At 71.3% G+C, this 24,688-nt stretch carries 26 protein-coding genes; 21 read left to right on the top strand and 5 right to left on the bottom strand.

The annotated features are described in order from the left end of the window. Positions 1-113: 113 nt before the first annotated feature. The 5 genes from H504_RS0107870 to H504_RS0107850 all read left to right on the top strand — a co-directional run bounded on the left by H504_RS0107870 (position 114) and on the right by H504_RS0107850 (position 4,797). Positions 114-1,394: an ABC transporter substrate-binding protein gene (locus H504_RS0107870; RefSeq protein ID WP_051385614.1), complete on the top strand. Its 1,281-nt coding sequence runs from the start codon at positions 114-116 to the stop codon at positions 1,392-1,394. Further along, complete coding sequence (locus H504_RS0107865) at positions 1,391-2,317, top strand: carbohydrate ABC transporter permease (protein ID WP_026422332.1); 927 nt, start codon at positions 1,391-1,393, stop codon at positions 2,315-2,317. Before H504_RS0107870 ends, H504_RS0107865 begins: the two co-directional genes overlap by 4 nt. After that, positions 2,317-3,159, top strand: coding sequence for a carbohydrate ABC transporter permease (locus tag H504_RS0107860; protein WP_026422331.1), 843 nt, complete (start codon positions 2,317-2,319; stop codon positions 3,157-3,159). Before H504_RS0107865 ends, H504_RS0107860 begins: the two co-directional genes overlap by 1 nt. 3 nt (positions 3,160-3,162) lie before the next feature. Then, positions 3,163-4,338, top strand: a complete 1,176-nt coding sequence (locus H504_RS0107855) for an ABC transporter ATP-binding protein (protein ID WP_026422330.1) — start codon at positions 3,163-3,165, stop codon at positions 4,336-4,338. 114 nt (positions 4,339-4,452) lie between these two features. Next, positions 4,453-4,797, top strand: a complete 345-nt coding sequence (locus tag H504_RS0107850) for a peptidase inhibitor family I36 protein (RefSeq protein ID WP_026422329.1) — start codon at positions 4,453-4,455, stop codon at positions 4,795-4,797. A gap of 25 nt (positions 4,798-4,822) precedes the next feature. Here H504_RS0107850 and H504_RS0107845 read toward each other — a convergent pair whose 3' ends face one another. Continuing rightward, entirely contained in the window at positions 4,823-5,659 is an 837-nt protein-coding gene (locus tag H504_RS0107845) for a ParB N-terminal domain-containing protein (RefSeq protein WP_026422328.1), read from the bottom strand. Between the two features lie 381 nt (positions 5,660-6,040). Here H504_RS0107845 and H504_RS38515 point away from each other — a divergent pair, with 381 nt between their 5' ends. From H504_RS38515 to H504_RS0107810, 6 genes are all read left to right on the top strand, one after another. Further along, the gene (locus H504_RS38515) at positions 6,041-7,162 is read left to right on the top strand and encodes a WXG100 family type VII secretion target (protein ID WP_026422327.1); all 1,122 of its coding nucleotides are present in this window, start codon (positions 6,041-6,043) and stop codon (positions 7,160-7,162) included. A gap of 18 nt (positions 7,163-7,180) precedes the next feature. Beyond that, entirely contained in the window at positions 7,181-9,049 is a 1,869-nt protein-coding gene (locus H504_RS41870) for a hypothetical protein (protein WP_169735352.1), read from the top strand. Next, positions 9,046-9,876, top strand: a complete 831-nt coding sequence (locus H504_RS0107825; RefSeq protein ID WP_169735351.1) for an ESX secretion-associated protein EspG — start codon at positions 9,046-9,048, stop codon at positions 9,874-9,876. Before H504_RS41870 ends, H504_RS0107825 begins: the two co-directional genes overlap by 4 nt. An 83-nt stretch (positions 9,877-9,959) precedes the next feature. Continuing rightward, positions 9,960-11,342, top strand: a complete 1,383-nt coding sequence (locus H504_RS0107820) for a WXG100 family type VII secretion target (RefSeq protein WP_026422324.1) — start codon at positions 9,960-9,962, stop codon at positions 11,340-11,342. Positions 11,343-11,360: 18 nt separating this feature from the next. Continuing rightward, positions 11,361-11,729, top strand: a complete 369-nt coding sequence (locus tag H504_RS0107815) for a hypothetical protein (protein ID WP_026422323.1) — start codon at positions 11,361-11,363, stop codon at positions 11,727-11,729. 4 nt (positions 11,730-11,733) lie between these two features. Further along, positions 11,734-12,570: an ESX secretion-associated protein EspG gene (locus tag H504_RS0107810; protein ID WP_026422322.1), complete on the top strand. Its 837-nt coding sequence runs from the start codon at positions 11,734-11,736 to the stop codon at positions 12,568-12,570. 233 nt (positions 12,571-12,803) lie between these two features. Here the strand turns inward: H504_RS0107810 and corA are convergent, their stop codons facing one another. Beyond that, entirely contained in the window at positions 12,804-13,895 is a 1,092-nt protein-coding gene (gene corA / locus H504_RS0107800) for a magnesium/cobalt transporter CorA (protein WP_026422321.1), read from the bottom strand. Between the two features lie 403 nt (positions 13,896-14,298). Between corA and H504_RS0107795 the strand changes: the two genes are divergently transcribed. Both H504_RS0107795 and H504_RS0107790 read left to right on the top strand, forming a co-directional pair. Further along, positions 14,299-14,799, top strand: a complete 501-nt coding sequence (locus H504_RS0107795) for a MaoC family dehydratase (protein ID WP_026422320.1) — start codon at positions 14,299-14,301, stop codon at positions 14,797-14,799. Positions 14,800-14,838: 39 nt separating this feature from the next. Further along, positions 14,839-15,951: a DUF2332 domain-containing protein gene (locus tag H504_RS0107790; protein WP_026422319.1), complete on the top strand. Its 1,113-nt coding sequence runs from the start codon at positions 14,839-14,841 to the stop codon at positions 15,949-15,951. Between the two features lie 6 nt (positions 15,952-15,957). Here the strand turns inward: H504_RS0107790 and H504_RS0107785 are convergent, their stop codons facing one another. After that, complete coding sequence (locus H504_RS0107785; RefSeq protein ID WP_026422318.1) at positions 15,958-16,380, bottom strand: NUDIX hydrolase; 423 nt, start codon at positions 16,378-16,380, stop codon at positions 15,958-15,960. A 144-nt stretch (positions 16,381-16,524) separates the two neighbouring features. Between H504_RS0107785 and H504_RS41865 the strand changes: the two genes are divergently transcribed. The 6 genes from H504_RS41865 (at position 16,525) to H504_RS0107755 (ending at position 20,207) form a co-directional block, all read left to right on the top strand. Next, positions 16,525-16,689: a hypothetical protein gene (locus H504_RS41865; RefSeq protein ID WP_169735350.1), complete on the top strand. Its 165-nt coding sequence runs from the start codon at positions 16,525-16,527 to the stop codon at positions 16,687-16,689. Positions 16,690-16,708: 19 nt separating this feature from the next. Continuing rightward, positions 16,709-17,281 carry a PH domain-containing protein gene (locus H504_RS0107775; protein ID WP_026422317.1) on the top strand — a complete coding sequence of 191 codons (573 nt, stop codon included), beginning with the start codon at positions 16,709-16,711 and terminating at the stop codon, positions 17,279-17,281. A gap of 58 nt (positions 17,282-17,339) precedes the next feature. Further along, entirely contained in the window at positions 17,340-18,203 is an 864-nt protein-coding gene (locus H504_RS0107770; RefSeq protein ID WP_026422316.1) for a PHP domain-containing protein, read from the top strand. Further along, positions 18,203-18,823: a MarC family protein gene (locus H504_RS0107765; RefSeq protein ID WP_026422315.1), complete on the top strand. Its 621-nt coding sequence runs from the start codon at positions 18,203-18,205 to the stop codon at positions 18,821-18,823. Before H504_RS0107770 ends, H504_RS0107765 begins: the two co-directional genes overlap by 1 nt. 191 nt (positions 18,824-19,014) lie before the next feature. Continuing rightward, positions 19,015-19,821, top strand: coding sequence for a RecB family exonuclease (locus H504_RS0107760; RefSeq protein ID WP_157440282.1), 807 nt, complete (start codon positions 19,015-19,017; stop codon positions 19,819-19,821). Further along, complete coding sequence (locus tag H504_RS0107755) at positions 19,818-20,207, top strand: hypothetical protein (RefSeq protein WP_245614111.1); 390 nt, start codon at positions 19,818-19,820, stop codon at positions 20,205-20,207. The genes H504_RS0107760 and H504_RS0107755 overlap by 4 nt, the downstream gene beginning before the upstream one ends. 78 nt (positions 20,208-20,285) lie before the next feature. Here H504_RS0107755 and H504_RS0107750 read toward each other — a convergent pair whose 3' ends face one another. Continuing rightward, entirely contained in the window at positions 20,286-20,510 is a 225-nt protein-coding gene (locus H504_RS0107750; protein ID WP_026422312.1) for a DUF3107 domain-containing protein, read from the bottom strand. Between the two features lie 100 nt (positions 20,511-20,610). Further along, positions 20,611-21,282, bottom strand: a complete 672-nt coding sequence (locus H504_RS0107745) for a ferritin-like fold-containing protein (protein ID WP_035303602.1) — start codon at positions 21,280-21,282, stop codon at positions 20,611-20,613. Between the two features lie 308 nt (positions 21,283-21,590). Between H504_RS0107745 and H504_RS0107740 the strand changes: the two genes are divergently transcribed. Both H504_RS0107740 and H504_RS44000 read left to right on the top strand, forming a co-directional pair. Further along, a complete protein-coding gene (locus tag H504_RS0107740; protein WP_026422310.1) occupies positions 21,591-23,273 on the top strand; it encodes a DEAD/DEAH box helicase in 1,683 nt (560 codons plus the stop codon). A 5-nt stretch (positions 23,274-23,278) separates the two neighbouring features. After that, the coding region (locus H504_RS44000) for an Rv3212 family protein (RefSeq protein ID WP_211239287.1) at positions 23,279-24,688 on the top strand (1,410 nt) is incomplete at its 3' end.

The following is a 24,688-nucleotide window of genomic DNA, read 5'->3' as shown; positions in this document are numbered from 1 at the left end:
CGGACTTGGTTTCAGGTGACGTCCACGCGGGTAGTGAGGTACCCGCGTGGCGGCGCACGTCGAGGTGCTCTGGGTCGATCTCCCCGGCGTGGCCGTCGGAAGGAGGTCGGACGATGGGGCGTGCTCATCGGGTACCCGGCCGTCGAGGACGACGCCTGCGAGCGGCGCTGTGCGCCGCGGTCATCGCTAGCCCGTTGGTGGCGGCATGTGGTTCGGAAAGCGGCGGGATCACCGTCAACGTGTACTACTCCACCGAGGAGAACTTCGACCAGGTCGTGGCCAAGTGCAACGACGCGGCGGCCGGTCGGTACAAGATCGCGTTGAACGTGCTGCCGCGCGGTGCGGACGACCAGCGTGAGCAGATGGTGCGCAGGTTGGCGGCGGGCGACAGCGACATGGACGTCCTCGGCCTGGACGTCACCTGGGTCGCCGAGTTCGCCGAGGCGGGCTGGATCGCCGAGTGGACCGGTCAGGACAAGGCCGACGTGGAGAACGGCACGCTGGCCGGGCCGCTGGCGACGGCGCGGTGGAAGGACAAGCTCTACGCCGCGCCGAAGAACACGAACGTGCAGCTCCTCTGGTACCGGGGCGACCTCGTGCCGACGCCACCGCAGTCCTGGTCGGAGATGCTGGACGCGGCCAAGCAGCTCAAGTCGCAGGGCAAGCCCGGTAACATCTTGATGACGGGCGCGCAGTACGAGGGCCTGGTGGTCCAGTTCGCCAACCTCACCGCAGGCGCGGGCGGCAAGATCCTCTCCGACGACAGCACGAAGGCCGTTGTCGACGACGGCGCGGTCAAGGCCTTGCACGCGCTGCACGACCTGGCGACCTCGCCCGCGGCCAGCGCGTCGCTGTCGAACGCCAAAGAGGACAACATCCGGCAGGAGTTCGAGACCGGGAAATCGGCCGCTTTCGAAATCAACTGGCCGTTCGTGTACGCGTCGATGGCCAAGTCGAACCCGGACCTGGCCAAGGTGTTCAAGTGGGCGCCGTTGCCCGCGATCGACGGGTCGAAGACCGGAACGGCGATCCTCGGCGGGTTCGACCTGGCGATCAGCACGTATTCGCGGCACAAGCCGGAGGCGTTCGAGGCGGCCACATGCCTGCGCAGCGCGGAGAACCAGAAGTTCTCCGCCATCAACTCCGGGGTGCCGCCGACCATCGAGTCGGTCTACCACGACCCGGAGATGGCCGAGCCGTACCCGATGCGCGACACGATTCTCGCCGAGCTGAAGAACCCGGCGACGCGGCCGGTCACGCCCGCGTACCAGAACGTGTCGACGTTGATCTCCACGATCCTGTCCCCGCCGTCCGACATCGATCCGGTCAAGACGGCCGACCGGCTGCGCTCGGAGCTGCAGGACGCCCTCGACTCGAAGGGAGTCCTGCCGTGAGCGAGTCCACTGTGGAAAGCCCGGCGCGCGGGAAACGCGTGCTGAGCGAGGGCAAGAAGGCGGAGCGGCGGCTGGGGTTGTGGCTGTGCGCCCCGGCGGCCATCGTCATGATCGCGGTGACCGGGTACCCGGTCATCTATTCCATCTGGCTGTCGTTGCAGCGCTACGACTTGCGGTTCCCCGGCCAGCGCGAGTTCGTCGGGCTGACCAACTACATCACCGTGCTGTCCAACTCCTACTGGTGGACGGCGTTCGGGGTGACGGCGCTGATCACCGTGATCTCGGTGGCCGTCGAACTGGTGCTGGGCATGGCGTTGGCGCTGGTCATGCACCGGACGCTGGTCGCGCGCGGGCTGATCAGAACGGTCGCGCTGATCCCGTACGGCATCGTGACCGTGGTGGCCGCGTATTCCTGGCGCTACGCCTGGGACGACAACACCGGTTACCTGGCCCAGTTGTTCGCGCCGGGGGAAGCGCCGCTGACCCACCGGGCGTCGGCGCTGTCGATCATCATCCTGGCCGAGGTCTGGAAAACGGTGCCGTTCATGGCGTTGCTGCTGATGGCCGGGCTCGCCCTGGTTCCGGAAGACCTGCTGAAAGCCGCCTCGATGGACGGCGCGTCCGGGTGGCAGCGGTTCACCAAGGTGATCCTGCCGGTGATGAAACCCGCCATTCTCGTCGCCCTGCTGTTCCGCACCCTCGACGCGTTCCGCATCTTCGACAACATCTTCGTGTTGACCAGCGGCGCGCAGGAAACCGGCTCGGTGTCGATGCAGACGTACAACAACCTCATCCGCGGTCTCAACCTCGGTGTCGGCTCGACCATGTCGGTGCTCATCTTCATCGCCGTCGCGATCATCGCGTTCGTCTTCGTGAAGGTCTTCGGCGCGGCCGCGCCCGGCAACGACGGGGGGAAGCGCTGATGGCCGTCATCTCAAGCACCCGGGGCGGGAAGAAGGCCCGCTGGGCGGTGATCGACGTCATCGTCCTGGTCTACGCGCTGGTGCCGGTGCTGTGGATCGTGTCGCTGTCGTTGAAGACGAAGGACACCTTCACCGACAAGCATTTCATCCCGCGTTCCTGGACGTTGCAGAACTACGTCGACATCTTCAGCACCAACCAGTTCCTGCGGGCGCTGCTCAACTCCGTCGGCATCGCCGTGATCGCCACCCTGATCGCGGTCGTGCTCGGGACGATGGCGGCCTACGCGATCGCCCGGCTGGATTTCCCCGGGAAACGGGCGCTGGTCGGGGTTTCGCTGCTGATCGCGATGTTCCCGCAGGTGTCCTTGGTGACCCCGCTGTTCCAGATGGAGCGGTCGCTGTCGCTGTTCGACACGTGGCCGGGGCTGATCCTGCCGTACATCACGTTCGCGCTGCCGCTGGCGATCTACACCCTGTCCGCGTTCTTCCGGGAAATCCCGTGGGAACTGGAGAAGGCGGCGAAGATGGACGGGGCGACCCCGGCCCAGGCGTTCCGCCGGGTCATCGCGCCGCTCGCCGCGCCGGGGGTCTTCACCACGGCGATCCTGGTGTTCATCTTCTGCTGGAACGACTTCCTGTTCGCGATCTCGCTCACCTCGACCACGGCCTCGCGGACCGTGCCTGCGGCGTTGTCGTTCTTCCAGGGGTCCTCGCAGTTCGAGGACCCGACCGGGACCATCTCGGCCGCCGCGGTGGTCATCACGGTCCCGATCATCCTGTTCGTGTTGTTCTTCCAGCGCCGCATCGTCGCGGGGCTGACGTCGGGCGCGGTGAAGGGTTAGCCGATGGCAGAGATCGTTCTGGACAAGGTGACCAAGCGGTACCCGGACGGCGCCCTCGCTGTGTCCGATATGGACATCACAATCGCCGACGGGGAGTTCATCATCCTGGTGGGGCCGTCCGGCTGCGGGAAGTCCACCACGCTCAACATGATCGCGGGACTGGAGGACATCACCGAGGGCGAGCTCCGCATCGATGGCCAACGGGTCAACGAGCGGGCGCCGAAAGACCGCGACATCGCGATGGTTTTCCAGTCGTACGCGCTGTACCCGCACATGAGCGTTCGCGAGAACATGGCGTTCCCCTTGCGGTTGGCCCACGTCGACAAGGCGACGGTCACCCGGAAAGTCGAGGAAGCCGCGCGTGTCCTCGATTTGACCCAGCACCTCGACCGCAAACCGGGAAACCTGTCCGGCGGTCAGCGGCAGCGGGTGGCGATGGGGCGGGCCATTGTCCGGGACCCCAAGGCGTTCCTGATGGATGAACCGCTGTCCAACCTGGACGCCAAACTGCGGGTGCAAATGCGCACCTCGGTGGCGAAACTGCAGCGGCGCCTCGGTACCACCACGGTTTACGTCACCCACGACCAAACCGAGGCGATGACCCTCGGCGACCGCGTCGTCGTCATGCGGGGTGGCCTGGTGCAGCAGATCGGCTCACCGCAGTCGCTCTACGACCAGCCCGCCAACCTGTTCGTCGCGGGCTTCATCGGCTCACCGTCGATGAACTTCCTGCCCGCCACCCTGGCCGACGGCAGCCTGCGGACATCGCTCGGGACGTTCCCGCTCACCGACCGGGTCCGCACGCTGGCGGAAGCCGCGTCGGCCCCGCGTGACGTCATCGTCGGCCTGCGTCCCGAACACTTCGAGGACGCCGCCCTGCTCGACCAGACCGAACGCGCCCGCGGCGGGGTCTTCACCGCGCCCGTGGAGGTCCTGGAGTCCATGGGATCCGACAAGTACGCGTACTTCACCGTGGAAGGGGCGTCGGCCGCCGAACTCGACGAGCTCGCCGCCGAGACCGGCGCCGCGGACCTGGCCGACGCCGGATCCCAACTGGTCACCCGGTTGTCCGCCGCCTCCGAGGCCCGCCTTGGCCAGGACCTGGAGATCTGGTTCGACCCCGACAAGCTCCACCTCTTCGACCCGCACAACGGCCGCACCCTGACCTACGTCAAGTAAGTCACCCGTTCAGGGCTGTGGACAACTTTTCACGCCGATTTCGGAAATCTGCCATCTTGGTCCCCGTCGCCCCGCCTCACCAGGAGGCGGGCACGGGGATCGAGGTGCTTTCCCATGGCTTTCCGCATTGTCATCGCCGTCCTGCTCGCCTGCTTCGGCCTGGCCCTGCCCGCCTCCGCCGCGCAAGTCCCGTGTGAACGCGGGGAACTGTGCCTGTGGGCCGGGAGCTCGTTCCGGGGGGAGGTGGGCAAGTTCGGCCTGGGTACGGTCACCGAGGGCGAATGCGTCCCAGTAGGACGCGATACCCGGTCGTTCGTCAACTGGCTCCGCCGGGACGTGACCGTGTACGAGTCGCCGGACTGCGCCACGGAAGCGGATTTCACCACCTACCCGGGGCTGGGGACCTATGTCCCCGAGTCCCCGTTCGTAGTCCGCGCGATCCAGGTGTGGTCACCATGACCTGACGGCCGATCGGGTCGAGCCGCTAGCGGTCGCGGAGGGTGGTGAACACCTCGGTGGTCCAGTGGTGCGAGCGGAGGAGTCGGTAGCGTTCGCCGATGACCCACAGGTAGGACTCGGCGTCGGTGCGGGTGGTGCTGATGCCCGCCTGGTGGACCATGTCCACCACCGGGACGAACTCCTCGTCGAACCAGCGGTGGGCCACCGTCGCGCGGTCCAGGAAGGTCCGGGAGTCCTGCATGAGCCGGTAGCCCCACGCCTCCACGGCCTCGCTGAGCTCGGCGTAGGCCCACGGGTCGGACAGGGTGACCCGGGCGCGGCGGGCGGGATCGAGCGGGACGCGGTCCAGGAAGATCCGGTGGAAGTCCTTCGTGATCAGGTCGCCCCGGTAGCAGATGCCGTCGGCGGGGAGGCGGGTGACGATCTCGGTGACCACCGCGTCGATCGAGTCGAGGCCGAGGGCGTGCGCCACCGACACCCGGTGGTGGCCGTCGACCACGAAGTGCAGTTCGCCGACGCGGTAGACCTCGATCGGCGGGGTCGACTCGCCGCGCCGGGAAGCACGGGCGAGGCGCTCCCACCGGTGCCGGGACCGCGCCGACGTCGGGCGGAACCGGCGGTCGAACTCGCGGGACCGGTCGACGCTGCCGACGATCGAGTCCAGCGCCACCACCCGCGACCCGAGCCGACGTTCACCCGCACGGCCCAACACCGCGACCACCTCGTCGAAGGGCAGCATGATGTTCACGTCGTCCGGCTCGCGGCGCAGCCACGCGCCCAACCTGGCCAACACCTGGCGGCGGCGCGCTCGCAGGAAGTCGTTCTCCGCGTCCGCCGCCGGGAAACCCGTGTCCCGAACCATGACCAACCCCCGATCGCCGCCGACCACCGCCAGTTTCCCGCGCGACCCGGCCCCCGCGCACGACTGCGCCACCCGGGTGACCCCTACGCCACCCACCGCGACCACGTGAACGATCGGTAACCAACCGTTCGCCCGCGCGCCACCACCGCGGCTGTGGGCGGTGCCGGGCCCGTCGGGATTGCCTGGTACGAAGATGGCGGAAACGGCAACCCACGGTGGCAGCGATGTGCTCGTGGGAACGAGGAGTGATGAGCGCGGAACGGTTGGTGTCCGCCGTGCGTCCAAACCGATAGCGTGATCGTCGGAAGCGATCGTCAGCGTCGGCGGTTTGGGCGTGGGGCCAACGGCGGTGGCCCGGGTAGCCGCCGAGGGGAGCGAGCGATGGTTACTGGGCAGCAGGGCGGCGACCGGTACGTCACCGGCGGCGTGGACTGGGACAAGTACTCCCTGGCCGACCTGGTCAAGATGGTCGACGACCAGGCGAGCGCGCCCCAACTCGAACAACTCGCCGACGACTGGCGGGCCGCGGGCAGCGAGGTCGTCGACGCCGCCGCCGTGCTCAGCCAGGCCCTCGACGAGCTGATGAACTACTGGTCCGGCAGCGCCGCCGAACAGGCCCGGCACGACGTGGCCCTCAACGCCCAGTGGGTGTCCGACCTCGGCGAGACCGCACACGAGATCGGTACGCCCATCCAGGAAGCCGCCGGCGCCCTCAAGGCCGCCCAAGTGGCGATGGCCGCGTTGCCGGTCGTGCCCGCCACGCCACCCGCGCTCGCCGTCGACAGCGCCGACAAGGGGCTGGCGTCCGGCGGGCCGGTCGCCGCCGCCGTCAACGGCGCCGCCACCGGGTCGCAGAGCGCGTTCACCGCCGAACAGGAACAGGCCAAGCTGAAAGCCCAGGCCGTCGACGTGATGAAGCGGTTCGAAGGCGCCGCGATCGGCATCGACCAGGCCACCCCGCGGTTCGCCCAGCGCGACCCGCAACTGCACGAGCAGCCGGGCGACCCGACCACCACGCCGCCGCAGACCTCGGTCGGCACCCCGGTCTCGTACAACACCGACATCCAACTGCGGTGGGCCACCCTCACCGCGGGCACCGGCGACCCCACCACCGCCGCCCAAGGCTTCGACGACGGCCACCGCGCCGCGGCCGGTTCGACGGCGGGCGGGTCCGCCGGTGGCTACAGTGGCGGCTACGGCGGTGGCTCCTCCGGCGCGTCCACCCCGGACGCCTCGCGCGGCCCGCTGCAGTCCGGCGGATCGGTCGGGGCGACCGAGGCGCTCACCGGGGGCACCGCTCGCACCGCCGTCCCGAGCACCCCGGCCGCCGCGGCGGCCGGGTCCGGCGCGGGCGGCGGCACGGGCATGGGCGGCATGCCGATGGGCGGCGGTATGGGCGCGGGCCAGAGCGGCGGCGGTGAGCACCGCAGGCGCTACCCGTTCGAGGGCGAGGACCCGTTCGCCCTCGACCAGAAGGCCTCGCCCCCGGTGATCGGGCTCTGAGCCAGGGAGACCACGACGATGCGCCAGTACGACCAGCAGCCCGCCCCCGACGCGACCCACGCCTTCGCCGTGGACCAGCCGTCGGTGACCGACGTCTTCGCCGTCCCGCACGTGGCCGACCTGGTGTCCGGGTCGATCTCCGGCTCCATCACCGGCGGCACCACCGAGCCCAGCCCGGATCCCATCCCGGTGCCGCCCGACCCGAGCCCCATCCCGGTGCCCCCGAGCCCCACCCCGACCCCGCTGCCCCCGCACCCGGTCCCGACCCCGCCGCCCACCCCACCCAGCGGCGTCGTCCCGATCGGGACCCAGAACCCCACCCCGAGCCCGTTCTTACCCGGCTCGACAGCCCCCTCGGCCGCGATCCCCGGCGGCGCCCAGATCCCGCCGCCCACTGGTGCGCCCGGTCCGTTCGGCGTCCCGGTCTCGCCGCAGGCAGGTGCCGCACCCACTCCGTTGCCCGCGCAAGTCGCGGTACCCGGCGGCAGTCAGTTCCCGGTGTCCACTGGCGCGTCCGGTCCGATTGGCGCCCCGGTGTCGCCGCCGGCGGGTGCCGTGCCCGCGCCGTTGCCCACCTCATTGCCCGCGCACGTCGCGATGCCTGGTGGCAGTCAGTTCCCGGTGTCCGCTGATGCGCCTGGTTCGTTTGGTGTTCCGGTTTCGCCGTTTGCAGGTGCCGCGCCCGCTCCGTTGCCTGGGCCGGTCGTGGTGCCTGGTGGCGGTCAGGTCCCGGTGTCCACTGGTGTGCCAGGCCCGGTTGTCCCGGTGGCGGGGGGCGTGCCTGCCTCGTTGCCCGCGCAAGTCGCGGTGCCTGGGCCGATTGTGGCTGGTCCGTCTCCGTTGAGTGCCGTGCCGAGTTCGGTTCCGGTTGGCACCGCGGTGCCGGGGCCGTTATCGGCGCCTTCGGCCGGGGTGCTTCCGGGCGGTGCTCCGCTCACGCCTGATCCGACTGGCGCGTTGTCCGCTGTGCAGCCGTTGCCCGCCGTGCACGCGGGAGTCGTGCAGCCGGCGGCCGCCCCGGTCCAGTCGGTGCCTGCCCCAGGCCCGACCGCGGGTACGCCCGCGGCGCCGAGTCCGATGCCGGGGCAGGTGCCGGGGACGGTTCAGCCGGGTCCTGGCGCGTCGGGGGCCGTGCCCCCGCAGGCCCAGCAGGGAGCGACCGTTCAGCTTCCCGCGCCTGATTTGGGGATGGGGCGTGCGCACGCGCACTCGGTGCCCGACACCCTGCCGCCGGGTGCGTCGGTTCCGGGGCAGCGTGATCATGAGCAGCGGTACGGGCATGGTTGGCCGAAGACCGGTGCCGGGCAAGGTGGCGGTGACCCTTACCCGAAGCCCGCGCCGACCGGGACGACGGGTGATCCAGGGAAGGCGGGTCAGCCCCAGCCGCAGCAGTCGACTCCGGACTCGGGGAACTCGGGAAAGCAGTACGACCCGCACGATCCGAGCACGTCGACCGGCCAGACCGGTGACGGGACCCGGCCCGCTGACTCGTCCGGTCAGCCGCCGGTGGCCACTGGGCAGACGACCGCGCAGCCCGCCAAGAACGCGAGCGGGTTTTGGGACATCGACCCGGAGAAGCTGCACGGGTTCGCCATGGCGGTGACCTCCGCCCGGTTCGGGTTGGCGGCGGTGCAGTCCCGGGTGGAGCGGATGCAGGGGGACGGGTACACGCCGAAGTTGGGGACCAGTCCGGTCGGGCAGCAGTTGGCGAAGAAGTTCGACGACCGGCTCAACGGGGCCAACGGGCTGCGCGGGCTGCTGTCCGAGGCGATGCGGCGGATGGACCAGTTCATCGAGAGCGCCGAGAAGGCGCGCGACAGCTACCGCGACGTCGACGACTCGGCGCGGGGGGACATCCAGCGGCACGACCGGGGCGGCCAGTGGTGACCGAGCTGCCCACCGGCTTGGAGCCCGACTCGGGGAACCGGGGCGGGGCTCAGGCGCTGCTGCACCCGGCCGAGGTGGAGCTGCTGTGCACCTTCGCCGAGGTGGCGCCGCCGTTCCCGTTGCGGATCAACGCGTTGGGGGACCGGCGGGCGGCGTTCGGGGTGGCGCGGGCCGAGTTGGCGGCGCGCGGGCTGGCGGACGGGCGTGGGCCGCGCGGGGTGGCCGGTGACTTCGTGCACCTGCTGCGCGACGGCGCGGGCGCGCTGGACCTGATGGTGGCGCGGCGCGGGCAGGTAAGGGGCGCGTTGGTGCTCGCGCAGCGGGACGAGGCGCTTTTGGTGCGCCAGGAGATCGGCGCGCCGGGCGCGCGGGTGCACCTGCTGGCGTTGTCGCTGCACGACGCGGTGGACCACTTGGTGGGCGCGGTGCCCGAGTTGGACGCGGCGATGGCGGCCCCGTTCAGCCTGCCCCGGCGCGCGTTGGACCAAGTGCACCGGGAGATCCAGGTGGCGACCGAGCGGGACCGCAGGCTCGGGGGCGACGAGGTCGACGCGCTGCTGCGCCGGCACGGCATCGACGACGCGACCGCCCGGCGGATGACCACGCACCTGCAGCCGGTCCTGGGCAACGGCCAGGCCGGGGTCGCGGTGCGCCGCGGGTACGCCGACGAGTGGGTCCGGGGCAGCGCCGAGGTGCGCTGGCTGGACACGGCCCGCGGCCGGTTCCGGCTGGCCGACGGCGACGACGAGTGGATGAGCGTCAACCCGCTCGGCCGGGAGGAGCTGCGGTCCGAGCTGCGGACGTTGGCAGCCGACCTCTGGCATTAGCAGTTGGCAAGAAGTTGGCGGAATTGTCGGTCCCATCGGTTACGGTTGCGGCGCTGACAGGCACGAGAAGGAGGTGGCCGCGGGTGCTGGAACCCAACAGCCCCGACAGTGTCGACAATTTCGATGCTGTCGCGCGCAGGCTGGCCGAGCGGGCCAAGCAGGCGGCCGCCGCCAAGCAGTCCGCCGACCAGGAGCGCAAGCGGCGCCGCGCCGAGGACGACACGTACGTCACCGGCGGCGTCAACTGGGACGGTTACTCCCTCAGCGCCCTGCAGCGGATGGTCGGTGACCACGCCAACGTGTCGCAGTTGGACATGCTCGCGGCCGAGTGGACCCGGCACGGCCAGAAGGTCGCGACGGCGGCGAGCGACCTGTCGCACTCGTTGTCGAAGCTGATGCCGTTCTGGTCGGGTTCCGCCTCCGAGGACGCGTCCCGCCGGGTCGTCGCCAACGCCGCGTGGATCTCGCTGCTCGGCGGCACCGCGCAGCAGATGTCCACCCCGATCCAGGACGCGGGCGGCGCGTTGCGGTCGGCGCAGAGCACCATGCCGGGTGGCTCACCGAGCAGTCCGTTCCTGGCGACCGCCGGTGGCGGCGCGGTGGCCGGGTTCGCCATCGGCGGCCCGGTGGGGGCCGCGTTCGGCGCGGCGATCGGCGGTATCGCGAGCGCGTTCGGCTTCGGCAGCAACAAGAAGAAGATGAAGCGCAAGGCCGTGCAGACCATGCAGCGCTTCGAGACCGCCGTGCTCGGCATCGACGGGCGCACCCCGCGATTCAGCCCACCCGCCACCGGGGTCGACCCGGGTGGGGACCAGCACTCCCCGCCGCCGCCCCGGACAGGTGTCCCCGGCCCCGGCGTGCACGTCCCTGGTGGGCCGGGCAGGCCGCCGTCGACCCCGCCCGGCACGGCTCCGGTGTTCAGCGGCACGCCCGGTATGGGGCAGACGACACCGGCGTTCACGCCCGGGTTCGACAGCGGCTGGGAGAACCACTGGCGCGGCCTCACCGGCATGGGTCCCGGTGGCTCCCTGCCCGGCGGGAACACCGGCGGCCCCAACACCATCGGCATCGGCTCGGGCGGTTACCTGCCCGGCGGGCTCGACGTCGCGGGCCGGGGCTTCGGCTCGGGCGCGGGCGGCGCGGGTCTGGGTTCCGAGTACGGGCCGGGTGCGCGCGGCGCGAACGGTGCCGGTGGCCGCGGCCGCGCTGGACGGGGCGGCACCGGCCTCGGCGCCGAGGAAGTCGGGTCCGGTCGCGGTGGCCGCGGTGGGTTGCGTGGCGGCAGCCGGTTCGGTAGGGCCAGCGGGTTCACCGACCCGGAAGGCCGGTCCCGCAACGGTTACGGCATGCCCGCCAACGCTCGCGACGGCGAGGAGGACGGCGAGCACCGCAGGCGCGTGCCGATCGAGGAAGACCCGTTCACCACGGCGGACCTGACCGCCGCGCCGCCGGTCATCGGCGCCTGACCCGCAGGGAGACCACAGATGTACGTCGACGAGCCCGACGCGGGCGGCAGCGACCGGGTGCCCGCGGGCGCGGGCTGGCACGTGCGGCCGGAGCAGGTGCGCGAGTTCGCCGCCGCCGTCGCCGAGGTCCGCGCCGACCTGGACGCGATCTTCGCCGACGTCGCCGAGCTGACCCAGCCCGCGTACCAGCCGATGCTGGGCACCAGCCCGGTCGGCCAGGAGCTCGCGGACAAGTTCACCGGGCGGCTCGCCGGTGACTCCGGCCTCAAGGACCAGTTGGACGAGGCGTTGCGGCGCATGGCGGAGTTCGTCGCCAGTGCCGAGAAGACCGCCGCCGCGTACCAGGACAGCGATGGCGACTCCGCGCAGCGCTTCACCAACCCCTGACCGGGTGGCCGTAACGCGAGGGCCGGGGGTCGGTCTGCACCCGGTCGAGCTGGACCTGTTGTGCGCCTTCGCCGAGGTGCGGCCGCCGTTCCCGATCGACGTGCCGTCGGCGGGGCTCTCCGACGTGGAGCGGGGTGTGCTGTTCCGCGCCGCCGCCGAGGAGCTCGCCGCGCGCGGTCTCGCCGACGACTCCGGTCCGCTCGACGTGGCCGAGGAGTTCGTCTACCTGCTGCGGTCGTGCAGCGGCGTGCTCGACGTGGTGGTCAACGGGCCGCACGGCACGGTCGGCGTCGCGGTCCTCGCCGCCCGCGACGAAGCCCTTGTGGTGACGCAGAACCAGGCCGACCCGACCGGCGCGGTCACCCTGTGGGCGGCGACGTTGGACGAGGCGCTGGGCCGGGTGACCCGGATGATCCCGCGCGCCGAGGCCCCGTTGACCGCCCCGTTCAGCCTGCCGCTGCGGCCGCTGGAGGAGGCGTTCGCGGTGATGCTCGCCCGGATGCCCGAACCCGGTCAGCCCGGTGCGCCGAAACCCTTGTCGCAGGCGGAGATCGACGACCTGCTGCGCGCGCACGGCATCGACGACCGGGTGGCCCGGCGGATGGTGTCGCACCTGCAACCCGTGCTGGGCAACGGCCAGGCCGGTGTCGCCGGTCGCGACGACACCGAGGACCAGTGGCGCCGGATCGGCCACGAGGTGCGCTGGTTGGACACCGAACGCGGCCGGTTCCGGCTGGCCACCGCCGACGGTGACGGCGGCGCGTGGCTGAGCGTCAACCCACTGGGCATGGACGAACTGCTCGGCTTGTTGCGCGGCTTGGCCTACTCGGCGCGCGGTTGACCTCACCGCCACCGGTTAAATCGGTGGCGGCGACATCGTCGGTCGGGCAGGATTGGTTGTGGGGTGGGGAAAGCGGGCGGCTACCGGCTCGGCGACTCGGCGATGATCACGGTGACCACCGCGATCCAGGTGACGATCACCGCGAGCAGCCAGAACTTCACATTGGTCAACAACCGGGTCACGGGGGAACCTCCCTCAAGGGGCGGGACTGGGGGGACAGGACAGCGGCCGGGCTAGAGCCACTGGTTCTTGCGGAAGATCCGGTACAGCACCAGGCAGGCCAGGAAGATCACGACCATCACCAGCGGGTACCCGAAGCGCCAGCGCAGCTCCGGCATGTTGTCGAAGTTCATGCCGTAGACGCCGACCACCATGGTGGGCACGGCCAGGATGGCCGCCCACGAGGTGATCTTGCGCATGTCGGTGTTCTGCTGCAGCGAGATCTTGGCCAGGGTGGCGTCCACCAGCGTGGTCAGCAGCTCGTCGAAGCTGGTGACCCGCTCGGACACCGTGGTCAGGTGGTCGTCGACGTCGCGGAAGTAGGACCGGACGGTGTCCGGCACCAGCGGCGAGCCGCCCTCGGCCAGCCGCCGCAGCGGGTTGGCCAGCGGCATCACCGACCGGCGCAGCTCCAGGATCTCCCGCTTCATCAGGTACATCTGCTCGGCGCTGACCGGGCTGCGCGGCGCGAACACCGCCTTCTCGATCTCGTCGATGTCGTTCTCGAACGCGTCGGTGACCGCGAGGTAGCTGTCCACCACGTGGTCGGCGATGGCGTGCAGCACCGCCGCCGGGCCCGCCTTGAGCCGGTCCGGGCTCCGCTCCAGCTCGTTGCGCAGCTCGTGCAGCGCCGAGTGCTTGCCGTGCCGGACGGTGACCACGTAGTCGACGCCGAGGAAGGCCATGATCTCGCCGGTCTCGACGATCTCGTTGGCCGTGGTCGGCGACTCGTGCTCGACGTAGCGCACCGTCTTGAGCACCATGAACAGGTTGTCGTCGTAGCGCTCCAGCTTGGGCCGCTGGTGCGCGGTGACGGCGTCCTCCACCGCCAGTTCGTGCAGGCCGAACGTCTCGGCGACGCCCTGGATCTGCTCCGCGTCCGGCTCGTGCAGGCCGATCCAGACGAAGCCCTCACCGCGGCGGCGCACCTCGGCCACCGCGTCGATGTGCGTCCACCGGCCGGGCAGCCGGATGCCGTCGACGTACACGCCGCAGTCCACGACGTAGGCCGACAGCGGCACCGGGATCGGCGGGATGGGCGCGGCCCGGTTCCCGGCGCGGTTGCCGCGGCCGCGTAGACCGCCGAGCGAGGGGATGGCAGGCATCACAGACCTCCAGCGACGCGTGTCGGTGTGCGACACGGCGGACCGGACGGCCGAACGGCCGACCGGTGGCGGAGCGCCCCGGCCGGTACCTCGACGCGCTGCGACTAGCGGCGCACGCCTCCGGAGGGGACGCGGGGACTACTGGACCCGGTCGCGGTTTCATGACCTGTCGGATCGCCCATGGCGTCTCACCTCCTTGAGTCGACGGCGGACCGCGCCGGATTTCGGGCGCGCGGACCTGCCGGTAGGACAGCGTACTCCTGCACTCCCGGCATCTGTGCGTCAGGCTGGGAAACCAGAGTGGAATTCACCTGCGGTGCGCTGGCTCACACCGGGTTGCACCCCACCGGGGACGGCCGTACACAGTTGTCCTACTCGTCGGTCACTTGTGGGTGGAGGCGCCTTGCAATTCGGTAGGTACTACGAGGAGTTCGAGGTGGGGGCCGTGTACAAGCACTGGCCGGGCAAGACGGTGACCGAGTACGACGACCACCTGTTCTGCCTGCTCACCATGAACCACCACCCGCTGCACCTGGACGCGCACTACGCGGGGACGACCGACTTCGGCAAGAACGTCGTGGTGGGCAACTACGTCTACTCGCTGCTGCTGGGGATGTCGGTGCCGGACGTGTCCGGGAAGGCCATCGCGAACCTGGAGGTCGAGTCGCTGCGTCACATCAAACCGACCTTCCACGGCGACACCATCTACGGTGAGACCGAGGTCCTCGACAAGACACCGTCCAAGTCGAAAGACGACAGGGGGGTTGTGCACGTCGAGACACGGGGCTACAAGCAGGACGGGACAGTTGTCTGCATCTTCCGCCGGAAGGTGATGGTGCCCAAGCGCTCTTATGGTGAGGCGCGCGGGGGCGAGCAGCCCGGACGGCCGGAGCCCACCGCGTAAGGTCCGGGCTCGACAGCCCGGCCGGACGGAAGGAGCACCGTGACCGTGTCGATCGAGGAGATCAAGCGGCGGTTGCGGCGGTTCGCCGAGGTCGAGGCGGCCGGGGTGTCACCGCTCTACGAGCACCTGGCCACCCGGGCCAGCGAGGACGACGAGGTGGCCGGGTTGCTGGCCGCCGCACCGGCGGACTGCGCGGTGCCGACCCTGCTGCTGGCCGCCGCGCACCGCGCCGTGCAGGCCGAGCCGTTCCACGAGCTGGTGAACTACTACCCCTCGATGGGCGGCAGCTACGGGGTGGACGCGGGCACTTGGCCGCTGTTCCGCCAGTTCGTCGTGGACCGCGCCGAGAAGATCCGCGCGTTGATCGCCACGCACACCACGCAGACCAACGAGGTGCGCCGGGCCGCGCTGCTCTACCCCGCCGTGGCGCTGGCCGCCAAGCAGGCCGGGGCGGCGGTGGGGCTGCTTGAGGTCGGGTGCAGCGCCGGGCTGCTGTTGAACCTCGACCGGTACGGCTACCGGTACCAGACGGAGCAGTCGGGTCAGATCGTCGTCGGTCCCACGAAGACACCGCTCGGGTTGCACTGCGCGCTGGAGTTGGGGCCGGAGGCGGCGTTGCCGTCCATCCCGAAGAAGCTGGCCGTCGCCGAGCGGGTCGGTCTGGACCAGACCCCGGTCGACCTGGCCGACGAGGACGCCGCCGCCTGGCTGGAGGCGTGCATCTGGGCCGATCAGCCCGAGCGGCAGCGGCTGTTCAGCACCGCAGCCGCCCTGCAGCGCAAGAGCCAGCCCCAGTTCGTCCGCGGTGACGCCGTCGGCGACCTCGCCGCGGCTGCCGCGCTCATCCCGACCGGCACGCCGCTGGTCGTGATCACCAGCCACGTGCTGTCGTACCTGTCCGACGCGCGGCGCGCCGAGTTCGTCGCCGCGCTGGCCGACCTGGCGGGCACCCGGCCGCTCTGGTGGGTCAGCGACGACGACTACGGCAGCGCCCAGCGGTACGTCCTGCCGGACCGGGACGACCTCGCACCGGCAGTTGGCCAGTCGACCCCCGGCACCCTCGGGCTCACCAGGTGGGACAACGGGGTCCCCACCTCGGCCGCGCTCGCCCGCACCGCGGCCCATGGCGAGCGGATGGTCTGGCTCGTCTGATTCCCGTCATCGCGGCAGCTCACCCCACTCGCGCAGCGCCGCGAAAAGTCCCTCGACCAGGGCATTACGGTCATTCAATGTGGTGAACGTCGCAAGATCCACCCAACTGGCCGCATCGGCGTCGTCGCCCGGCGAAAGATCACCCCCGGTGACAACGCACCGGTAGTCGTGGATCTCGAACACCCCGTCCGGCGCTGGCCGCTCGACCGAGCCGACGTGGTCACCGACCGCCACCACCAAGCCGGTCTCCTCGCGCAGCTCCCTGGCCAGCGCGACCGGGTCCGACTCGCCGGGCTCCACCTTCCCGCCCGGGACGGACCACAGCCCGGCGCCGGGTTCCCGGCCGCGCCGGACCACCAGCAGCCGCCCCGCCGCGTCACGGACGACGGCGCCGACACACCTGATCTTCCGAATTCCCGCCCCGCTCATGACGACGCAGAGTAGCGATTGGCCGGGGGCGGGCGCCCGCGTTGCCCCAAGCGCGCGACTACCCTCCCTAACCGCCGCCCAGTGCGGTACAACGGTTTTCAACAGGCGCCGGCAACGGGTGCGTACGGAACGGGGTAGATCGCAGTGGACATCAAGAAGATCTTGATCATCACTGGGGCCGCTTTGCTCGTCTTCTTCCTGGTGACGCAGCCGGTCCAGTCCGCGGGGATCGTGAACTCCATCCTCACCAGCCTCCGCGAGGGGGCCGAAGCGGTGATCACCTTCGTGCGCACTGTCTTCCAGAGCTGAGACGGCGTAGCGTCGGATCATGTTCGCGCCCAGGGACCCGGACGAGTACCTGCTTGACTCCGAGCGCCGGGTGATCCGCGTCCGCAGGCACTGGGCCAGTCTGGCCTGGCAGGTCTTCGAGGCGGTCGCCCTGCTCACGGTGTGCGTGATGATCTCCTACCTGCTGCCCCCGCAGGCCTGGCTGATCCAGAACATCCTCTGGTACGTCGCGCTCGCGGTGGTGCTCCGGTTCACCTTCCAGGTGATCGAGTGGTGGGTGGAGCGGATCGTCGTCACCGACAAGCGGTTCATGATGACCACCGGTGTGTTCACCACCAAGGTGCTCATGATGCCGATCAGCAAGGTCACCGACCTCACCTACAAGCGCTCGGCGACCGGGCGCGTGTTCGGCTACGGCACGATGGTGGTCGAGTCCGCCGGTCAGATCCAGGCGCTGAACAACATCGAGTACCTGCCCCGACCGGAACAGGTCTACGACGCCATCTCCGAACTGGTCTTCGGCGACAAGAAGGCGCAGGCCGAGCGGTTCTCGATGATCAAGGCACAGCGGCTGGCCCGCGGCGTCCGCAAGGCCCGCAAGCCGGTCGGCTGATCGACCGCCCCACCCGCCCAGGCGGCCGGTGACCTGCGTCATCGGGAAGACTGGGCGGGTGCGGATCGACCTCCACTGCCACTCCACCGCCTCCGACGGCACCGACAGCCCGGCCGACCTGGTCGCCGCGGCGGCCGCTGCCGGGCTGGGCGCGCTGGCGATCACCGACCACGACACGACCGCGGGCTGGGCCGAGGCCGCCGCCGCGCTGCCGCCCGGGTTGCGGCTGGTGCGCGGCGCGGAACTCACCTGCGTCGCCGAGGACGGGCGGGGTGGTACCTGCACGATCCACTTGCTGGCCTACCTGTTCGACCCGCAGGCTCAGGCCGTGGTCGACGAGTACGCGCGCACCAGGGCCGAGCGGCGCACCCGGCTGCGCACCATGGCGGGCCGGATGGCCGCCGACGGCTACCCGGTCGACCCGGACGCCCTGCTGGCCGACCTGCCGCCGGACGCCTCCGCCGGTCGACCGCACCTGGCCCAGGCCCTCGTCCGCGCCGGTGTCGTCGAGTCGGTGACCGAGGCGTTCACCAAGCTCCTGCACGGCCGCAACGGCTACTACGTGCCCAGCCGCAAGACCCCGGTCCGGGACGCGATCGCCATGGTCCGCGCCGCGGGCGGGGTCACCGTGCTGGCGCACGGCTTCGCGCACCGGCGTGGCCCGGTGATCACCGCCGAGGTCTTGGTGGACCTGGTCGGCGGCGGCCTGGACGGCGTGGAGATCGACCACCCGGACCACGACCCCGACGCCCGCGCCCGGCTCCGCGCGATCGCCGCCGAGCACGACCTGATCGTCACCGGATCGAGTGATTACCACGGCACCAACAAGACGGTGCGGCTCGGCGCGGAGACCACCGACCCCGGCATGCTCGCCGCCATCGTCGACCGGGCCACCGGCGCGGACCTGCTCGTGGGCGCCTGATGGCGGTCTTCGACGCGGGCCTGTTCGCCGAGGCCACCATCACCCTCGTGGTGATCATGGACCCGCCGGGCACCGTCCCGGTGTTCCTCAGCCTCACCGGCCGCAAGACCCGCGCCACCCGCAACCGGGCCGCCCGGCAGGCGGTGCTCGTGTCGCTGATGGTCATCAGCCTCTTCGCCGTCAGCGGGGAGGCGATCCTGCGGTACCTCGGCATCGGCATCCCGGCCCTGCAGGGCGCGGGCGGCCTGCTGCTCCTGCTGATCGCGCTCGACCTGCTGACCGGCAAGAACAGCACGGAACCGGAGGCGGTGGAGGACGTCAACGTCGCCCTCGTCCCGCTGGGCACACCGCTGCTGGCCGGTCCGGGCGCCATCGCCGCGACCATCGTGTTCGTCCGCGGCGCGGGCGGCCACTTCGAGTCCTACCTGGCGCTGGGACTGGCCATCCTCAGCGTGCACCTGATCCTCTACCTGTGCCTGCGCTTCTCCGGCGCGGTGATCAGGCTGATCAAGGACAGCGGCATCGTGTTGCTCGCCAAGATCGCGGGCCTGCTGCTCGCCGCCATCGCCGTGCAGTTGGTGGCGAACTCGGTGCGCGGCTTCATTTCCGGGGCCAACTGAGCACCTCCGGGCCAACCAGAGCAGTTCCGGCCAAGAGATCCAAGCCTTGCGGTCCTTGGTTTCCCCGCAGGCCGACTCCCCGGCCACCGGCTCGGTCAACCGCGTGCTGGTCCGATTGTGCCCGGCCTCGGTTTGTGTCGGTGTGGGTGCGTACCGTGTATCCCGTGCAGGATCAGCTCGGGTTCGACGCCATGCCGCGCAAACTGGTGAAGGTGACGCCGTCGCGGTTGGGGGTGTGGAACGACTGCAGGCGGCGGTTCCGGATGACCTACGTCGACCGGCCGACGCCCCAGCGGGGTGGGCCGTGGGCGCACAGCACGTTGGGGGCGGTGGTGCACAACGCGTTGAAGGGGTTGTTCGACCTGCCCGCGCAGCGGCGGACGCCGGAGGTGGCGGCGGGGTTGGTCGGCACGCACTGGAAGGACGACGGGTTCGAGAGCCCCAAGCAGGCGGGGGAGTTCCGGGACCGCGCGGCGGGCTGGGTGCACGACTACGTCAAGGACACCGACGTCTCGGACGAGCCGGTCGGGCTGGAGCGGTGGGTGTCCGCGCCGGTCGGGACGATCGTGGCGGAGGGGCGGGTCGACCGGATCGACCAGCGCGGTGGGGAACTGGTGATCGTCGACTACAAGACCGGGCGGCACGCGCTCACCACGGACGACGCGCGCGGATCGCAGGCGTTGGCGCTGTACGTGCTGGCCGCGCGCCGGACGCTGCGCCGACCCTGCACCAAGGTGGAGCTGCACCACCTGCCGACCGGGACGGTCGCGGCCTGGGAGCACACTGACGAGTCCCTGGCGCGGCACCTCGCGCGTGCCGAGGAGGCGGCCGACGAGTTCCAGTTGGCCATCGACACGCACAAGGCGGGCGGTGACCCGGAGGTGCTGTTCCCGCCGAACCCGGGCAGGCAGTGCTCGTGGTGCGATTTCCGGCGCAACTGCGCCGAGGGGCAAGCGGCTGGACCGGCCATTGACCCATGGGCGATGCTGTCCCCGTGACCGACCCGGCTCCCCCCACCGAACCCATCCACGGCACCCGCGACCACGACCCGGCCAACGACGTCACCGCCGAGATCCCCCGGACTCCGCCCGCCGGGGACGCCGAACCCGCACGGCGGTCGGGTTTCTGGCGCGAGCTGTCCGGTTCGCTCGCGCTCGGGTTGTGCGCGCTCGCCGTCGTCGTGCTCGGGTTGCAGATCGTCGGCTGGGTCCGCGGGCTGCCCGGACCCGGCGTCGGCGTGCTGCTCGGTCACCTCGGCGCGGCCGTGGTCGCGGTGCTCGCGCAGCGTTTCGCCGATCGCGGCCGCGGACCGCAGACGGCGTTGGCCGGTCTGGTCGTCGCCATCGCCGTCGGCGTGGTCATCTGGTTCTTCTGGTGGGCCTGACCCGGTGAAACCGGGAAGCCGTCGTCCACAGTGGACGACGGCTTCCCGGGAGTACTGGACGGCTCAGTACTGGACGGCTCAGGGCGCGAAGCCGACCTTGTGCGCGTCGCTGGTGCCGATCTCCACGTAGGCCACCCGCGCGGCGGGGACGATGTAGCGGCGGCCCTTCTCGTCGGTGAGCACCAGTTGGCCCTGCGGGTTCTTCAGGGCGTCGGCGACCAGGGCCTCGACCTCGTCAGGAGTCTGCTTGCTGGTGAGCACCAGCTCGCGCACGGTGTCCGCGACTCCGACCTTGACCTCCACGCCGACCTCCGGGCTCGATTCGGGAAAGACACCGCAAGGCTAGTCCCCAACCGCCCCCGGGTCCCGTCGGGGCGCGTTCACCGAACGCGAACCCGGCTCGTCAGCCCAGGCCCAGCCTGCCCATTCGCCTCCCGTGCTGCTGCTGCAGCCTGCGGAACAGCGCGGCGATGCCCGCGAGGTCACCCGTTCCGGCGACGATCAGCTCGGAGAGCCCGTCCCGTTCGGCCACCACGTACTGCGCCTGGGTGAGCGCCTCGCCGAGCAGCCGCCTGCCCCACAGCGCCAGCCGGTCGCGCACGGTGCGGTCCCGCTCGATCGCGGCGGTGACCTCCCGCTCGGCGAACGCCGAGTGCCCCGTGTCGGCCAGCACCTCCAGCACCAGCAGCCGGGTGTCCTCGTCCAGCCAGGTCGCGATCTCCCGGTACAGGTCGGCCGCCAGCCCGTCGCCGACGTACGCCTTGACCAGCGACTCCAGCCACGACCGGGGCGCGGTGGACACGTGCCACGTGTCGATGTGCGCGATGAACGGGGTGATCGCGTCCTCGATCAGCAGCCCGTGCGCCGCCAGGTACTTCTCGATCTTCGCGTAGTGCGCCATCTCGGCGGCCGCCATCTCCGAGAGCGCGGCGCGCCCGGACACCGTCGGCGCCGTGCGGGCGTCCTCGGCCAGCCGGTCGAACGCCGACAGCTCCCCGTAGGCCAGCACGCCGAGCAGGTCCACCACCCCCGCCGACAGGCCGCTCCCGGACACTCCCGACCGCGCGTTCTCCATGGTTGGAGCGTATCCGGCGGCTGTCGCGGGTAGACTCCCCAGGACGCCTGGCCAGCCACCGCCCCCCGGCGGGTGGCGCCCGGCAGCACGAAGACCTCGGGGAACGCCGCGGGCAGCACCGCCCACGGGACCGAGTGAACGGGTGCGCGCCTACCTCAAGGCCCTCCCGCGCCCCACCCGGGTAGCGACCGGGCGGCGGGCGCGGTGGCAGGGCCCACCAGGGCTAGCGCGCGCTGGTACGAGAGAGGCTGATCACCCTGACGCAAGACAACAGCACGACCGGCGCGACCGGCGCCGGTACCGATGAGTTGGACCCGGTCACGCTGGAGCACAGCGAGGCGGGCCTGCCCGACGCGGACACCTCGCACCCGTTGACCGCGGGTGCGCAGGTCAGCCCGGGTGCGCCGACCTTCGCCGAGCTCGGCGTGCGCGAGGAGATCGTCCGCGCGCTGGCCCAGGCGGGCATCGAGCGGACGTTCGCCATCCAGGAGTTGACCCTGCCGCTGGCCCTTGCCGGTGAGGACCTGATCGGGCAGGCGCGCACCGGCACCGGCAAGACGCTCGGGTTCGGCGTGCCGCTGCTGCAGCGGCTGACCATCCCCGGTGACGGGACCCCGCAGGCGCTCGTGGTCGTGCCGACCCGCGAGCTGTGCCTGCAGGTCACCGCCGACCTGCGGGACGCGGGCAAGCACATGGGCGTGCGAGTGCTCGCCATCTACGGTGGCCGCCCGTACGAGCCGCAGGTGGCCGCGCTGCGCAAGGGCGTGGACATCGTGGTCGGCACCCCGGGTCGCCTGCTGGACCTGGCCGAGCAGAAGCACCTGGTGCTGGGCAAGGTCCGCAGCCTGGTGCTCGACGAGGCCGACGAGATGCTCGACCTCGGCTTCCTGCCGGACATCGAGCGGATCCTGCGGATGGTGCCCGACCAGCGGCAGACCATGCTGTTCTCGGCCACCATGCCCGGCCCGATCATCACCCTGGCCCGTACCTTCCTCACCCGCCCGACGCACATCCGGGCCGAGGAGAACGACGCCAGCGCGGTGCACGAGCGCACCGAGCAGTACGTCTACCGGGCGCACTCGCTGGACAAGATCGAGGTGGTCGCCCGGTCGCTGCAGGCGGAGGGCCGCGGCCTGACGATGATCTTCACCCGGACCAAGCGGACCGCGCAGAAGGTGGCCGACGAGCTCACCGAGCGCGGGTTCGCCGCGGGCGCGGTGCACGGCGACCTCGGCCAGGGCGCCCGGGAGCAGGCGCTGCGCGCGTTCCGCTCCGGCAAGGTCGACGTGCTGGTCTGCACCGACGTCGCCGCGCGCGGCATCGATGTGACCGATGTCACGCACGTGATCAACTACCAGTGCCCGGAGGACGAGAAGACCTACGTGCACCGGATCGGCCGCACCGGCCGCGCGGGCAAGACCGGCGTGGCGATCACCCTGGTCGACTGGGACGAGGAGCCGCGCTGGAAGGCGATCAGCGACGCGCTCGGCCTGGACAAGCCCGCGCCCGTGGAGACCTACTCGACCTCCGCGCACCTGTTCGCCGACCTGGGCATCCCGGAGGGCTCGACCGGCAGGCTGCCGATGGCCAAGCGCACCAGGGCGGGCCTGGACGCCGAGCCGGAGGAGGACTTCGGCGGCAAGCGCCGGTCCGGGTCCGGGGCGGGCGCGGGGGCGAGCCGGACCCGTCGGGTCCGCGCTTCCGGGGCGAGCCGGGCCAAGGCCGAGGCGGCCGCCCGGCCCGCGACCGACGAGGCCGGGTCGGATGAGAGCAGGCCGCGTAGGCGTCGGCGCCGCCGCGGTGGTCAGGAAGTCGCCGACGGCGCGACCCCGGTGAGCGCCGAGGTCACCGCCGAGCCCGCGGTCGAGCAGGCGGCCCCGGCGCAGTCCGACAAGCCCGCCCGGACCCGGCGCAGGCGTCGCCGCGCGGGTGGCGACGGCGCGGGCGAGCCGGGGGGCAACGCGGGCGACACACCCGGCGGGGCAGACTAGCGCCCGTGACGCTCGGCGAGACCAGGGACGACGGGGCCGACCAGGACCCCGCAGGCGGGTCGACCAACGGCCAGGTGGCCGTGGCCGACGAGGACGTGCTGGCCGGGCCGGTCCCCGTGGGGCCGGTTCGCGGTCCCCGGCGCGGGTTCAACCGGCGGCGGGACTGGCTGGTCCTGGCGGTGATCGCGGTCATCGCCCTGGTCGCGCCGTTCGTGGTGTGGCGGACCAGCGAGTTCGCCGCGACCGGGTGGCACCCGACCACCCAGGCGTTCCAGGTCCTCGCCGCGCCGGAGGTGTTCCCGCCGTCGCTGGGCGAGGCGTGGCGGGTGTCCAGCGACAAGACCGTGTGGCAGCCGCAGGTCCTCAACCCGGCGCCGGGCGACACCGACGGGTCGGCGTCCACGGTCGTCACCGGCGACGGCGGCGACGTGGTCGGCCGCGACCCGCAGACCGGCGACGTCCGGTGGAGCTACCACCGCGACCTCGACCTGTGCGGGGTCACTGTGGCCTGGAAGCGGGCGGTCGCCGTCTACCGCACCGGTGGTGGCGCCCTCCCGGCGTCCGATCCGATGTCGGGGGGCGGCTGCAGTGAGGTCACCTCGCTGCTGGCAGGCAACGGCTCGCGCGAGTACATCCGGGACAACATGCGGAACTGGGACGCCGAGGTCGGCGCCCGCTTCCTCTACGACGACGCCGACTACCTGACCGCGACCGGCTCGAAGCTGTTGCTCACCGTGCGGTCGGACCTGGTGAAGACCAACGAGTTCGGCGCGGTGCCCGCGATCGTCAACCCGGGCAAGCAGCCCAGGGTCGGCTGCACGTACCACTCGACCACGGTCACCGCGAGCAAGATCGCCGTGATCGAGCGCTGCCCGGACGAGACGACCGACCGGCTGACCGTGCTGCGCTCCTCGCCGACCGACTCGGACAAGCCCGAGGAGGTCACCACCCAGTTGCTCGACGGCACGGGCGCCCAGGTGGTCGCCATGGGCAACGGTCTGGTCGCGGTCGCGTTGCGCGACCCGGACCGGCTCATCGTGTTCAACGAGCAGGGCCAGCGCACGGGCAACTTCAACATCGACCTCGGCCAGGACGACCTGCGGGCCGACCCGCCGGGCGGCGCCCCGCTGACCGCGAACGGCCCGAACGAGTTCTACTGGTACACCGGTTCGCGGACGATCGGCCTTGACGCGACCGACCTGCACCCGATCTGGACGATCCCGGACACGATGGGCCCGGGGGTGGCGTTCGCGGGTCGGGTGCTGGTGCCGAACAAGGACGGCCTGCTGGTGCTCGACCAGGCCACCGGCGCCAAGGTCGGCAACATCCCGGTCTTCCGGCAGGGCTTCAACGGCACGATCACCATGGCCACCGTCGGCCCGGTCGTGCTCGAACAGCGCGGGACCACCCTGGTC

The sequence above is a fragment of the Actinokineospora inagensis DSM 44258 genome (assembly GCF_000482865.1).
GTDB classification, from domain to species: domain Bacteria; phylum Actinomycetota; class Actinomycetes; order Mycobacteriales; family Pseudonocardiaceae; genus Actinokineospora; species Actinokineospora inagensis.
The sequence above is the reverse complement of the archived record's forward strand: the minus strand, read 5'-3'. Positions and strand labels throughout refer to the sequence as shown.